General features: G+C 59.0%; 10 protein-coding genes. All 10 read right to left on the minus strand.

Features of this window, described 5'->3' with window-relative positions:
- Nucleotides 1–17: 17 nt before the first annotated feature.
- The 10 genes from CKW13_RS20645 to sdhA all read right to left on the minus strand — a co-directional run bounded on the left by CKW13_RS20645 (nucleotide 18) and on the right by sdhA (nucleotide 13,724).
- Nucleotides 18–419 (minus strand): MAPEG family protein, encoded by a 402-nt coding sequence (locus tag CKW13_RS20645; protein ID WP_095110625.1) that lies wholly within the window; start codon nucleotides 417–419, stop codon nucleotides 18–20.
- Nucleotides 419–1,156, minus strand: a complete 738-nt coding sequence (locus tag CKW13_RS20650) for a DUF599 domain-containing protein (RefSeq protein WP_095110626.1) — start codon at nucleotides 1,154–1,156, stop codon at nucleotides 419–421. Before CKW13_RS20650 ends, CKW13_RS20645 begins: the two co-directional genes overlap by 1 nt.
- Before the next feature lie 188 nt (nucleotides 1,157–1,344).
- A complete protein-coding gene (gene brnQ / locus CKW13_RS20655) occupies nucleotides 1,345–2,658 on the minus strand; it encodes a branched-chain amino acid transport system II carrier protein (RefSeq protein ID WP_095110627.1) in 1,314 nt (437 codons plus the stop codon).
- Nucleotides 2,659–3,077: 419 nt separating this feature from the next.
- Nucleotides 3,078–3,959, minus strand: coding sequence for a succinate--CoA ligase subunit alpha (gene sucD, locus CKW13_RS20660; RefSeq protein WP_020299222.1), 882 nt, complete (start codon nucleotides 3,957–3,959; stop codon nucleotides 3,078–3,080).
- A complete protein-coding gene (sucC, locus tag CKW13_RS20665) occupies nucleotides 3,959–5,125 on the minus strand; it encodes an ADP-forming succinate--CoA ligase subunit beta (RefSeq protein ID WP_095110628.1) in 1,167 nt (388 codons plus the stop codon). The genes sucD and sucC overlap by 1 nt, the downstream gene beginning before the upstream one ends.
- 218 nt (nucleotides 5,126–5,343) lie before the next feature.
- The gene (gene lpdA, locus CKW13_RS20670; RefSeq protein WP_095110629.1) at nucleotides 5,344–6,780 is read right to left on the minus strand and encodes a dihydrolipoyl dehydrogenase; all 1,437 of its coding nucleotides are present in this window, start codon (nucleotides 6,778–6,780) and stop codon (nucleotides 5,344–5,346) included.
- A 99-nt stretch (nucleotides 6,781–6,879) separates the two neighbouring features.
- A complete protein-coding gene (gene odhB, locus CKW13_RS20675) occupies nucleotides 6,880–8,097 on the minus strand; it encodes a 2-oxoglutarate dehydrogenase complex dihydrolipoyllysine-residue succinyltransferase (RefSeq protein WP_095110630.1) in 1,218 nt (405 codons plus the stop codon).
- A 44-nt stretch (nucleotides 8,098–8,141) separates the two neighbouring features.
- Nucleotides 8,142–10,973: a 2-oxoglutarate dehydrogenase E1 component gene (locus tag CKW13_RS20680; protein ID WP_095110631.1), complete on the minus strand. Its 2,832-nt coding sequence runs from the start codon at nucleotides 10,971–10,973 to the stop codon at nucleotides 8,142–8,144.
- 262 nt (nucleotides 10,974–11,235) lie between these two features.
- Nucleotides 11,236–11,940 (minus strand): succinate dehydrogenase iron-sulfur subunit, encoded by a 705-nt coding sequence (locus CKW13_RS20685; RefSeq protein ID WP_095110708.1) that lies wholly within the window; start codon nucleotides 11,938–11,940, stop codon nucleotides 11,236–11,238.
- Between the two features lie 11 nt (nucleotides 11,941–11,951).
- On the minus strand, nucleotides 11,952–13,724 hold the full coding sequence (gene sdhA / locus CKW13_RS20690; RefSeq protein ID WP_095110632.1) for a succinate dehydrogenase flavoprotein subunit: 1,773 nt from the start codon (nucleotides 13,722–13,724) through the stop codon (nucleotides 11,952–11,954).
- Nucleotide 13,725: the final 1 nt, after the last annotated feature.

Consider the following 13,725-nt stretch of genomic DNA (forward strand, 5'->3'; position numbering starts at 1 on the left):
TTTTGCCTGGGATTTAACTAAAGCAGCACAGTGCGAAAGGTCGGGCTGAGCATCAACAACAATGAACACACTAAACCGACAAACCACACTAGGCTGCGCTGCCATGCCAAGTCAGCCCAGTAGCACAGCAAGTAAACAACCCGCGCAATGACAAAGATGATCGCCAGGCTATCGATCAGCCAACCGGCGGTCTGGGTGGTGTGCGCCATCAACACGCCGACGGAAAACAGGATGAACGCCTCGAAACTGTTTTGATGGGCCGCCACGGCGCGGGCGCCGAACCCGGTCAACTGCGCCTGTTGCTGGCGTGGCAGGTGGTTGTTGTAGCCGCCCTGCTCTTTCATCGCCTTGGCCACCGGCATGCGGGCCACGAAGATCAACAACGCACTGATAAACACGCACCAGAACGGGATACTCATTAATTCACCTCTTTATTGGCATCAGGCAAGGGCGCCTCTGTAGGGGTATAGACCATGACTTCAAGAACGTCGGAATGAAACTCGCGGCGATAGAGCACCAGCACCACCCCCGTACTCATCAACATGAACAACCAAGGGCTGACGAACCAGGCCAGCATGGTCATGCCGAAGTAATAGGAACGCAGGCCAAAGTTGAACTGGTTGGCAGCCATGGAGATCACACGGGCAGCCCGCGACGCGAACGCCTTGCGCTCCTGCTCGGAGACATGGCGTTCGCCGATCATGGGTGCGGAACCTACCAGAATCGCCGCGAAGTTGTACTGACGCATGCACCAGCTAAAGGTGAAAAAGGCGTAGACGAAGACCATCGCCAGGCACAGCAGCTTGATCTCGGACATGCCCTGGGACGCCTGCTGCACCATCGGAATGTCCGCCAATAACGATACGGCGCGCTCGGAAGCCCCCAGTACAGTCAGAATGCCCGCCAGGATAATTAGCGTGCTGGAGGCGAAGAATGAGGCGTTGCGCTCCAGATTGCCGATCACGCTGGCATCGGCGATGCGGTTGTCACGCAACAGCATGCGGCGCATCCAGTCTTCGCGGTACAGGTGCAGGACACTGGCCAGGCACGCGGTGTCGCGGCCCTTCCAAGTGGCGTAACGGGTATACCCGCCCCAGCAGATGACAAACCAGAGGGCGGCGAGAAGGTGGGTCAGATTGGCCTGGATAAACGACATGCAATTCCCTGTGAGACGTTGGCGAATATAAATCTGGCCGGCCCCAGGCAGCTTCCGGTGCCGACAGACAGACCTTCGACGTTAGCCCACGAAAAAAGACACGACCACGCGCCCATAAAAAATGCCCCGCATCGATTGATGCGGGGCATTTCAGTACGGCTCGGCGCGCTTGTGGCGGGCCGGCAGATCTACGCGATGGCTTCGCTGCGCTTGCCCAGCAGTCGGTCGCAGACTACGGCCAGCATCAGGGTGAAGACACACGGCACCAGCCAGGCCAGGCCTTGCTCGGCCAGCGGCAGGTTGCTCAACTTGGCCGGCAACCAACCCGCCAGGCCCGCCCCCTTGAGGGCATCGATCAGGCCGAACAGGAACGACACCAGCATCACCGGGCCGACAATGCGGCCCTGCTCCTGCCAGAAGTCTTTGCAGAAGCTCAAGGCCACCAGCACGATGCACGGCGGGTAAATGGCGGTCAGCACCGGGATCGAGAACGCGATCAACTTGGTCAGGCCCAGGTTGGAAACCAGCAGCGAGAACGCAGCGAGGATCACCACCAGTGTTTTGTACGACAGCGGTAGCACGCGGCTGAAGTATTCGGCGCAGGCGCAGGTCAGGCCCACGGCGGTCACCAGACAGGCCAGGGAAATCAGCACCGCAAGGAAACCGCTGCCCAGGGAACCGAAAGTGTGCTGCACATAGGCATGCAGTACCGCCGCGCCATTAGTGGCACCGGCCGCCACTTCATGGCTGCCCGAACCCAGGCGGAACAGGCTGATGTACACCAACGCCAGGCCCACGCCAGCAATCAGGCCAGCAATGATGGCGTAGCGGGTAATCAGCGCCGGCGAATCGACGCCACGGGAACGAATGGCGTTGACGATGACGATGCCGAATACCAGTGCGCCCAGGGTATCCATGGTCAGGTAGCCACTGATGAACCCTTGAGAGAACGGTGCGGCGACGTATTCAGGGGTGGCGGTGCCAACATCCCCGGCCGGCAGGGCAAACGCGGCGATCCCCAGGGCTGCGAGGGCAATGATCTTCAAGGGTGCCAGGAAACGCCCGACAGTATCGAGCAGACGGCCCGGGTACAGGGAGATGAAGAACACCAGCAAGAAGTACACGGAGCTATAGAGGAACAGCGCCAATGGGCTTTCACCGGTCAGCGGCGCCAGGCCCACTTCAAAGGATACCGTGGCCGTGCGCGGAGTAGCGAACAGCGGGCCGACCGCCAGGTAGCATGCCGCCGCCAGGATGCCGCCGGCCAGTTTACCGATGGGGCTACTCAGCGCGTCCATCGCACCGCCGACCTTGGCCAAGGCCACGACGGTAATCACCGGTAGGCCCACGGCGGTAATCAGAAAGCCCAACGCCGCCATCCAGACATGAGGCCCGGACTGCAAACCAACGATAGGCGGGAAGATGATGTTGCCGGCGCCCACGAAGAGGGCAAAGGTCATAAAACCAAGTGCCAGGATGTCCTGGCCTTTCAACACTTTCATTTAGGGAAATACCACACTACTGAATCGGAATTTAGAGAGGGACTTCCCTATGGATGAGGGAAATGCTGTCGGTCCGTTTGGGACTGACCCGTTTAGCGCGGCACTTCCTTGTGGGGAGCAGACGCATAAAGAGGCGGCTAGCGTACAGAAATTGCGTGATAAACGCACTGTTAGGGGGCGCACTGTCCGATAAACGACATCTCAATGTCGTGTTCTTGTAAAAGCAGCACGTGACTCGCTACAACCGGCAACCATGCCCACGTGCTTTTCTCTTGCAGCTCAAAACTTGCCGCTTACGCCTGCGCTTGAAGCACAAAGGCCACCCCGAGGGGTGGCCTTTGTAGTAGAGCGCTACAAGCTGCAACTCAGAGAACGAACGCTCTTCTCTACAGCTTAAAACTGGCAGCTTGCGGCGGCTCTTACTTGATCGCCCAGCCAGTCAGCTCGGACAGTGCCTTGCCGATGTCTGCCAGCGAACGCACGGTTTTCACGCCGGCGTCTTCCAGGGCAGCAAACTTCTCGTCTGCAGTGCCTTTGCCGCCGGAGATGATTGCGCCCGCATGGCCCATGCGCTTGCCCGCAGGGGCAGTCACACCAGCGATGTAGGAAACAACCGGCTTGGTCACGTTTGCCTTGATGTAGGCAGCCGCTTCTTCTTCAGCCGAACCGCCGATCTCACCGATCATCACGATCGCTTCGGTCTTCGGGTCTTCCTGGAACAGTTTCAGGATGTCGATGAAGTTCGAGCCTGGGATCGGGTCACCGCCGATGCCGACGCAAGTCGACTGACCGAAACCGGCGTCAGTAGTCTGCTTCACAGCTTCGTAGGTCAGGGTGCCGGAACGGGAAACGATACCGACCTTGCCTGGCAAGTGAATGTGACCTGGCATGATGCCAATCTTGCATTCGCCCGGGGTGATTACGCCTGGGCAGTTAGGGCCGATCAGGACCACGCCCAGTTCGTCGCACTTGACCTTGGCATCCAGCATGTCCAGGGTAGGAATGCCTTCGGTGATGCACACGATCAGCTTGATGCCGCCGAACGCCGCTTCAAGGATGGAGTCCTTGCAGAAAGGAGCTGGAACGTAGATCACGCTGGCGGTTGCGCCAGTGGCTGCTACAGCGTCTTTCACGGTGTTGAACACTGGCAGGCCCAGGTGTTCGGTGCCGCCTTTGCCTGGAGTCACGCCGCCAACCATCTTGGTGCCGTATTCGAGGGCTTGCTGGGTGTGGAAGCTACCCTGGGAACCGGTGATGCCCTGGCAGATAACCTTGGTGTCTTTGTTAATCAGGACGCTCATTATTTGCCCTCCGCAGCTTTGACGACTTGTTGAGCAGCGTCGGTCAGGCTGGTAGCAGCGATGATGTTCAAACCGCTTTCTGCCAGTACTTTAGCGCCCAGTTCAGCGTTGTTGCCTTCAAGGCGAACAACAACCGGGATTTTCACGCCGACTTCTTTCACTGCACCGATGATGCCTTCGGCAATCATGTCGCAACGAACGATGCCGCCGAAGATGTTGACCAGTACTGCAGCGACGTTAGCGTCGGACAGGATGATCTTGAACGCTTCGGTAACGCGTTCCTTGGTAGCGCCGCCGCCCACGTCGAGGAAGTTGGCTGGCTTGCCGCCATGCAGGTTGACGATGTCCATGGTGCCCATGGCCAGGCCAGCACCGTTGACCATGCAACCGATGTTGCCTTCCAGCGCTACGTAGTTCAGCTCGAACTTGGCAGCGTGCGCTTCGCGCGGATCGTCCTGCGACGGATCGTGGAAAGTCTTCAGCTTAGGCTGGCGGTACATTGCGTTGGCGTCGATGTTGATCTTGGCATCGAGGCAGTGCAGGTCGCCATCAGCCTTGATAACCAGCGGGTTCACTTCCAGCAGGGCCAGATCGTGATCCTGGAACAGCTTGGCCAGACCAACGAAGATCTTGGCGAACTGAGCCACTTGCTTGCCTTCCAGGCCCAGCTGGAAAGCCAGCTCGCGACCCTGGAACGGCTGAGCGCCGACCAGTGGATCGATGGTGGCCTTGAGGATTTTCTCTGGGGTGTCGTGAGCGATTTTCTCGATGTCCACGCCACCTTCGGTGGAAGCCATGAACACGATGCGACGGCTCGAACGGTCAACGACAGCGCCCAGGTACAGCTCTTTGGCGATATCAGTGCACGATTCAACCAGGATCTTGGTGACTGGCTGGCCGTTGGCGTCAGTCTGGTAAGTCACCAGACGCTTGCCCAACCACTGTTGAGCGAATGCTTTGGCGTCTTCTTTGCTGCGAACCAGCTTTACGCCGCCCGCTTTACCGCGACCACCAGCGTGGACCTGGGCTTTGACAACCCACTCGGTGCCGCCGATTTTGTCGCAAGCTTCTGCTGCCGCTTCCGGAGTGTCTACTGCAAAACCCTGGGATACTGGCAGGCCGTATTCAGCGAACAGCTGCTTACCCTGATACTCGTGAAGATTCATGCTTATTACCGTCTTCGTTAGGTACTGCGCATTCGGCGCTGCACTTTCATAAGTGCCGCACCACCTGTGACTGCTGCTTGCGCAGTTTCATCGCCTGCCCCACCCGAAGGCCGGGCAGTCGGTGAAACTACACAAGGCTGCGTCCAGCGGACATTCCGCGGTGAGTCTTGCGCGCAAGGCTCACGACGGGCAACCGCCGTGGTTTCTTATTATCTTGCTTAGCGTTTCTTGCGGTTGGCGATGTGGATGGCTTGGCCATTCACCGCCAACGCGGCTTCGTGCAACGCTTCGGACAGGGTCGGATGGGAGAAGACCATCATGCCGATATCCTCGGCACTGGTGCCGAATTCCATACCGATAGCGCCCTGCTGAACCAGTTCTGCAGCGCCCGGGCCGATCACGTGAACACCCAGTACGCGGTCGGTCTTGGCGTCGGCGATGACTTTGACAAAACCACCGGTGTCGTTGGCTGCCATGGCACGGCCACTGGCGGCGAACGGAAAGGTGCCGACGTTAACTTCAACGCCTTCAGCTTTCAAGGCTTGCTCGGTTTTACCGACCCATGCGATTTCCGGATGGGTGTAGATAACCGAAGGGATCAGGTCGTAGTTCATCTGGGCTTTGTGGCCCTTGATGCGCTCGGCCACCATGATGCCTTCTTCGGAAGCCTTGTGCGCCAGCATCATGCCGCGCACCACATCGCCGATCGCGTAGACGCCAGGAACGCTGGTCGCGCACTGGTCGTCAACGAAGATGAAGCCACGTTCGTCGATGGTCACACCGCTGTCAGCCGCCAGCAGATCGGTGGTCACCGGACGGCGACCAACGGCTACGATCAGCTTGTCGAAGGTGATGGTCTGTTCGCCGTTGGCGTCGGTGTAGGTCACCACGACTTCTTCGCCGTTGACCTTGGAGCCGGTGACGCGAGCGCCCAGCTTGATGTCCAGACCTTGTTTGGTCAGGGTTTTCAGGGCTTCTTTGGACACAGCGGTGTCGGCAGCCATCAGGAAGGTATCCAGGGCTTCCAGGACAGTCACTTGCGCGCCCAGACGGGACCAGACGGAACCCAGTTCCAGGCCAATCACGCCAGCGCCGATCACGCCCAGGCGTTTTGGCACGGCCTGGAATTCCAGGGCACCGGTGGAATCAACGATGACGTTGTTGTCCACTGGAGCTGGTGGAATGTCGATCGGACGCGAGCCAGAGGCCAGGATCACGTGCTCGGCTTCGATCACTTCAACCGAACCGTCAGGCTTGGTCAGCTCGACTTTCTTGCCGGCCAGCAACTTGCCGTGGCCTTGCAGGGAAGTCACGCCATTGGCTTTGAACAGGGTCGCAACGCCGGAGGTCAGGCCTTTGACGATATTTGCCTTGCGGCCAACCATGGCAGCAACGTCCATGGTCACGCCTGCGTGATTGATACCGTGGATGGCAAAACCATCCTGGGCTTCGTGGAATTTCCAGGAGCTGTCCAGCAGCGCCTTGGAAGGAATGCAACCTACGTTCAGGCAAGTGCCGCCCAACGCCAGCTTGCCTTCCTTGTCGGTGTATTTCTCGATGCAGGCAGTCGTGAGGCCCAGTTGCGCAGCCTTGATGGCCGCGACGTAGCCGCCAGGGCCCGCACCAATCACTACAACGTCAAATTTCTGAGACATGAAAATAGATCCTCTATTTAGCGACAAGCTTTAGCGTCAAGCTGCAAGCCAAGCTGATTTTTCTTACAGCCTGCAGCTCGCAACTTGACGCTGCTTCTATCAGATATCCAGGAGCAAGCGAGCCGGGTCTTCCAGCAGGTTCTTGATGGTTACCAGGAAAGTCACGGCTTCTTTACCATCGATCAAACGGTGATCGTAGGACAGGGCCAGGTACATCATCGGACGGATCACGACCTGACCATTGATCGCCATAGGGCGTTGCAGGATGTTGTGCATACCCAGGATCGCTGCTTGCGGCGGGTTGACGATCGGGGTCGACATCATCGAGCCGAATGTACCACCGTTGGTGATGGTGAAAGTACCACCGGTCATTTCGTCCATCGACAGCTTACCGTCGCGAGCCTTCTTACCGAAAGTGGCGATGCCACCTTCGATTTCAGCCAGGCTCATCAGTTCGGCGTTACGCAGAACCGGTACAACCAGACCGCGATCGCTGGAAACCGCAACACCGACGTCGGCATAGCCGTGGTAGACGATATCGCCGCCATCGATCGAAGCGTTGACTGCCGGGAAGCGTTTCAGCGCTTCGGTGGCCGCTTTCACGAAGAACGACATGAAGCCCAGGCGTACGCCGTTGTGGGACTTCTCGAACAGGTCCTTGTACTTCGAACGCAGGGCCATGACTTCGGTCATGTCGACTTCGTTGAAGGTAGTCAGCATCGCCATGTTCGACTGGGCTTCAACCAGGCGCTTGGCCACGGTGGCGCGAACGCGGGTCATCGGAACACGCTTCTCGACGCGATCACCGGCAGCGAACACCGGGGCAGCGGCGGCAGGCGCAGCAGCCTTGGCAGGTGCGGCGGCCGGGGCGGCTTTCTTGGCCGCAACGGCTGCAACGACGTCTTCCTTGGTCACACGACCACCTTTGCCGGTGCCGGCAACGGAAGCAATGTTGATACCGCTTTCTTCAGCCAGCTTGCGCGCAGCAGGTGCGGCAACAGGATCGTCTTCACCACCGGCAGCAGGCGCAGCGGCCTGTGCAGGAGCGGCAGCAGCGGCTGCGGGAGCCGCGGCAACACCGCCCGCCTCGATCGAACCCAGTACCTGGTTAGAAAGGACGGTAGCGCCCTCTTCGGCAACGATGGCACCCAGGACGCCGTCGGCTTCGGCCAACACTTCCAGTACAACCTTGTCGGTCTCGATGTCGACGATCAGGTCGTCACGCTTTACAGCGTCGCCTGGTTTTTTGTGCCAGGTGGCAACGGTGCCATCGGCAACCGATTCCGGGAATGACGGGGCTTTGATTTCGATAGCCATTATCTGTGGGTCCTTAAAATTCGGTTTCAGTCAGCGCGAAGGCGTTAAACAGTAAAGGCATCTTGCAGGAGTTTTTCCTGCTGCTCAGCGTGCATCGATGCATAACCACAAGCAGGTGCAGCAGAAGCGTCACGGCCCGCGTACTCGAGTACGAGCGACTTGTTGTGACCACTGATGATGCGGCGCATGTGGTGCTGGCTGCAGTACCAGGCACCCTGGTTCATCGGCTCTTCCTGACACCAAACGATGTGTTTGAGGTTGGAATAAGGAGCCAGGACTTCGATCAAGTCGTCCTCAGGGAATGGGTACAACTGCTCAAGACGCACGATGGCGATGTCGTCACGACCTTCGGCGCGGCGTTTTTCCAGGAGGTCGTAGTAGACCTTGCCGCTGCAGAGCACAACGCGCTCGACCTTTTTCGGGTCCTGGGCGTCGATTTCCGGGATAACGGTCTGGAACGAACCTTCCGCGAGATCTTCCAGGGTCGAGATGGCCAGTTTATGGCGCAGCAGCGACTTAGGAGTCAGGACTACCAGCGGCTTGCGCAGCGGGCGAATCACCTGGCGACGCAGCAAGTGGTAGATCTGGGCCGGAGTGGTCGGCATGCACACCTGGATGTTGTGCTCGGCGCACAACTGCAGGTAACGCTCCAGACGGGCCGAGGAGTGTTCCGGCCCCTGACCTTCATAACCGTGCGGCAACAACATGGTCAGACCGCAGAGACGGCCCCACTTGTGCTCGCCGCTGGTGATGAATTGGTCGATCACCACTTGGGCGCCGTTGGCGAAGTCACCGAACTGGGCTTCCCAGATCACCAACGCATTAGGCGTGGTGGTCGAGTAACCATATTCAAATGCCAGTACGGCTTCTTCGGACAGGAACGAATCGTACAGGTCGAAACGTGGCTGGCCTTTGTACAGGTTCTGCAGCGGGATGTAGGTGCCCGCGTCTTTCTGGTTGTGCAACACGGCGTGACGGTGCGAGAACGTACCGCGGCCAATGTCCTGGCCAGTCATGCGGATCGGGTGACCTTCAAACGCCAGGGTCGCGTATGCCATGGTTTCGGCATAACCCCAGTTGATCGGCAGGCCGCCGGCTTGCATTTTCTGACGGTCTTCGTAGATCTTCGCGACCTGGCGCTGGACTACGAAGCCTTCCGGGATTTCCAGCAGCTTGGCGGACAGCTCTTGCAGGGTCTTGAGGTCGAAACGGGTGTCGTGACGCGCAGTCCAGGCGTGGCCCAGGTACGGGCGCCAGTCCACGAACAACTCTTTGTTCGGCTCTTTGACCAGGCTTTTTACCACATGCAGGCCGTTATCCAGCGCGTTGCGGTATTCGTCGATCTTCGCTTGCACGCGCTCGATGTCCAGGACACCGCTCTGGGTCAGGTGATCGGCGTACAGCTCACGGGTGGTGCGCTGTTTGCTGATCTGCTGGTACATCAGAGGCTGGGTGCCGCTAGGTTCGTCCGCTTCGTTGTGGCCGCGACGACGGTAGCAAACCAGGTCGATCACCACGTCGCGCTTGTACTGCATGCGGTAGTCGATGGCGAGCTGGGTCACGAACAGCACAGCTTCCGGATCATCACCGTTAACGTGCAGGATCGGCGCCTGAATCATCTTTGCAACGTCGGTGGCGTACTCGGTGGAGCGCGAGTCCAGCGGGTTGCTGATGGTAAAGCCGACCTGGTTGTTGATGACCAGGTGGATCGTGCCGCCCGTCTTGAAGCCGCGTGTCTGCGACATCTGGAAGGTTTCCATGACCACGCCCTGACCTGCGAATGCAGCGTCACCGTGGATGGAAATCGGCAGGACCTTTTCCCCAGTCGGATCGTTGCGACGATCCTGGCGGGCACGCACGGAACCTTCAACCACCGGCGAAACGATTTCCAAGTGGGAAGGGTTGAACGCCATTGCCAGGTGGACTTCGCCGCCGGCAGTCATGACGTTGGACGAGAAGCCCTGGTGATACTTGACGTCACCGGAACCCAACTCAACCTTTTTCTTGCCTTCGAATTCGTCGAACAGCTCACGCGGGTTCTTGCCGAAGGTGTTGACCAGTACGTTCAGACGGCCACGGTGGGCCATGCCGATGACGATTTCCTTGGTGCCGTAGGAACCGGAACGCTGGATCAACTCGTCGAGCAACGGAATCAGGCTCTCGCCGCCTTCCAGACCGAAACGCTTGGTGCCCGGGTACTTGGTGCCCAGGTACTTTTCCAGGCCTTCAGCGGCCGTAACGCGCTCGAGCAGGTGGCTCTTGATGTCCGCGGAGAAGGTCGGACGGCCGCGCACGCTTTCCAGACGCTGCTGGAACCACTGGCGCTGCTCGGAATCGACGATGTGCGTAAATTCAGCGCCGATGGTGCGGCAATATGTCTGCTGCAACGCTTCGTGAATTTCGCGTAGGCTCGCTTCCTCTTTGCCGATGAACAGGTCTCCGGCACGGAAGGTCGTATCAAGATCGGCATTGGTCAAGCCGTAGTGATTGATCGACAGGTCTGCAGGTGCAGGACGCTGCCACAGCCCCAGCGGATCAAGCTGGGCTGCCTGGTGGCCACGCATACGGTAGGCCTGGATCAGTCGCAGCACTTCAACTTGCTTCTTCTCGTGCTCACTGCTCACGCTGCCGGCGGAAACCGGTTGGGCGCGGCGCTGGTTCTTTGCCAGCAAGACGAAATGATCGCGAATTGTCGAGTGCGAAACATCGGTGGCAGTGTTGCCATCAGCAGGCAACTTCTGAAAATAGGTGCGCCACTCTTCTGGCACAGCGTTAGGGTCGTGCAGGTAGAGCTCGTAGAGCTCTTCCACATAGGCAGCGTTACTACCGGATAGGTAGGCGCTGTTCCACATGCGCTGCATCACGCTTTCTTGCATGCTTGGTCACCCTCGGTTAGGGGAACACCACCGGCGAAGACACCGAGCAAACTTGCAGAAGTCCGAGTGCAGCGACCAAAACAAGCCACTTAGGATCACGCTGATAGTCCGGGTACCAGCCCGGATGCCCCTGCTTGTCTCATTTCTTCAAAATAAGAACCGCGGCCTTTTAGGCTGCTGTTCAGGTTAAAACTACGGCGCCGGTTGAAGCCTGCGCCGTAGCATCTACGGGTACAACGGTGTTACGGGTACTGCAGCTGTATCACACGCCGCTCTGCAGCAGCATGTTACGGATGTGACCGATGGCCTTAGTCGGGTTCAGGCCTTTGGGACATACGTTGACGCAGTTCATGATCCCGCGGCAGCGGAATACGCTGAACGGGTCGTCCAGTGAAGCCAGACGTTCGGACGTCTGGGTGTCACGGCTGTCTGCCAGGAAGCGGTAGGCTTGCAGCAAAGCGGCCGGGCCCAGGAACTTGTCCGGGTTCCACCAGAAGGACGGGCACGAGGTCGAGCAGCAGGCGCACAGGATGCACTCGTACAGACCGTCGAGCTTTTCACGCTCTTCCGGAGACTGCAGACGTTCGATGGCCGGAGCCGGCGTGTCGTTCTGCAGGTAAGGCTTAACCTTCTCGTATTGCTTGTAGAAGATGCTCATATCGACGACCAGGTCACGAATAATCGGCAAACCTGGCAGAGGACGAACGATCAGCTTGTTACCCTTGACCACGGCGGACAGTGGCGTGATGCACGCCAGGCCGTTCTTGCCGTTGATGTTCATGCCGTCGGAACCGCAGACACCTTCACGGCAAGAGCGACGATAGGAGAAACCCTCGTCCTGCTCTTTGATGAGGGCCAGCACGTCCAGCACCATCAGGTCTTTACCACCGGTATCGACCGAAAATTCCTGCATGAACGGCGAAGCGTCCTGATCGGGGTTGTAGCGATAAACACTGACTTTCAACATGGCGGCCACCCTTAATAAGTCCGAATCTTAGGTTCAAAAGTCGGAACAGTCTTCGGCGAGAAGTTCACAGCACGCTTGGTCACGCGCTTGTCACCCGGGAAGTACAGGGTGTGGCACAGCCAGTTTTCGTCGTCACGGTCTTCAAAGTCTTCACGGGCGTGAGCGCCGCGGGACTCTTTACGCACTTCTGCGGCGATGGCTGTAGCTTCGGCCACTTCCAGCAGGTTCTGCAGCTCCAGAGCTTCGATACGCGCGGTGTTGAAGGCCTGGGACTTATCGTTGATCTTCACGTTGGCGATACGCACACGCAGATCGGCCAGTTGGGCAATACCCTTCTGCATGTATTCGCCGGTACGGAATACACCGAAGTAGTTCTGCATGCAGTTTTGCAGCTCGCGACGCAGGGTTGCTACGTCTTCGCCATCGGTGCGCTCGTTCAGAGCGGACAGGCGTGCCAGGGCCGCCGTGATGTCGGCGTCGGTGGCGTCGTCGTACTCGATGCCTTCGGTCAGGGCTTTTTCCAGGTGCAGGCCAGCAGCACGGCCGAACACCACCAGGTCGAGCAGCGAGTTGCCGCCCAGACGATTGGCACCGTGAACCGATACGCACGCGACTTCGCCTACCGCGAACAGGCCTGGGATGATCTGGTCCACGCCTTCGTCGTTCTGGGTGATCGCCTGGCCATGAATGTTGGTGGCAACGCCGCCCATCATATAGTGGCAAGTCGGAACAACCGGAACCGGCGCAACCACCGGGTCAACGTGGGCGAATGTCTTCGACAGTTCGCAGATACCTGGCAGACGGCTGTGCAGCACTTCCTCGCCCAAGTGGTCGAGTTTGAGCATCACGTGGTCGCCATTCGGACCGCAACCGTTGCCGGCGATGATTTCTTTAACCATCGAGCGAGCAACCACGTCACGACCGGCAAGGTCCTTCGCGTTCGGAGCATAACGCTCCATGAAACGCTCGCCGTGCTTGTTAATCAGGTAGCCACCTTCACCGCGGCAACCTTCGGTCACCAGTACACCGGCGCCGGCGATGCCGGTCGGGTGGAACTGCCACATTTCGATGTCCTGCACCGGCACGCCAGCACGCAAGGCCATGCCCACGCCGTCGCCGGTGTTAATCAGGGCGTTGGTGGTGGACGCATAGATGCGGCCCGCGCCGCCCGTGGCCAGCACGGTAGCCTTGGCACGGATGTAGGTGGTTTCGCCGGTTTCGATGCAGATTGCGATCACACCGACGAACGCGCCGTCCTGGTTCTTCACCAGGTCAACGGCGTAGTACTCGTTCAGGAACGTGGTACCCGCTTTCAGGTTGCCCTGATAAAGGGTGTGCAACAGCGCGTGACCGGTACGGTCGGAAGCGGCGCACGTACGAGCAGCCTGGCCGCCCTTGCCGTAGTCCTTGGACTGACCGCCGAACGGACGCTGGTAGATACGCCCCTGCTCGGTACGGGAGAACGGCAGACCCATGTGGTCCAGCTCGAAAACCGCGGCAGGGCCTTCCTGGCACATGTATTCGATAGCGTCCTGGTCACCGATGTAGTCGGAACCTTTGACGGTGTCGTACATGTGCCAGCGCCAGTCGTCATTCGGATCGGCGGAAGCGATGGCGCAGGTGATGCCGCCCTGGGCCGACACAGTGTGCGAACGGGTCGGGAACACCTTGGTGATAACGGCAGTCTTGTGACCACCTTGTGCCAGCTGCAGCGCTGCGCGCATGCCGGCGCCGCCGCCGCCAATGATGATGGCGTCGAAGGAAATGGTTGGAATGTTAGCCATG

It is taken from the genome of Pseudomonas sp. Irchel 3E20 (assembly GCF_900187645.1).
In the GTDB taxonomy this organism is placed as follows: Bacteria; Pseudomonadota; Gammaproteobacteria; order Pseudomonadales; family Pseudomonadaceae; genus Aquipseudomonas.

What these genes read in the sequence shown, in the direction of transcription:
- CKW13_RS20645 (WP_095110625.1), bottom strand. Translation starts at nt 419, where the DNA reads ATGAGTATCCCGTTCTGGTGCGTGTTTATCAGTGCGTTGTTGATCTTC.
- CKW13_RS20650 (WP_095110626.1), bottom strand. Translation starts at nt 1,156, where the DNA reads ATGTCGTTTATCCAGGCCAATCTGACCCACCTTCTCGCCGCCCTCTGG.
- brnQ (WP_095110627.1), bottom strand. Translation starts at nt 2,658, where the DNA reads ATGAAAGTGTTGAAAGGCCAGGACATCCTGGCACTTGGTTTTATGACC.
- sucD (WP_020299222.1), bottom strand. Translation starts at nt 3,959, where the DNA reads ATGAGCGTCCTGATTAACAAAGACACCAAGGTTATCTGCCAGGGCATC.
- sucC (WP_095110628.1), bottom strand. Translation starts at nt 5,125, where the DNA reads ATGAATCTTCACGAGTATCAGGGTAAGCAGCTGTTCGCTGAATACGGC.
- lpdA (WP_095110629.1), bottom strand. Translation starts at nt 6,780, where the DNA reads ATGTCTCAGAAATTTGACGTTGTAGTGATTGGTGCGGGCCCTGGCGGC.
- odhB (WP_095110630.1), bottom strand. Translation starts at nt 8,097, where the DNA reads ATGGCTATCGAAATCAAAGCCCCGTCATTCCCGGAATCGGTTGCCGAT.
- CKW13_RS20680 (WP_095110631.1), bottom strand. Translation starts at nt 10,973, where the DNA reads ATGCAAGAAAGCGTGATGCAGCGCATGTGGAACAGCGCCTACCTATCC.
- CKW13_RS20685 (WP_095110708.1), bottom strand. Translation starts at nt 11,940, where the DNA reads ATGTTGAAAGTCAGTGTTTATCGCTACAACCCCGATCAGGACGCTTCG.
- sdhA (WP_095110632.1), bottom strand. Translation starts at nt 13,724, where the DNA reads ATGGCTAACATTCCAACCATTTCCTTCGACGCCATCATCATTGGCGGC.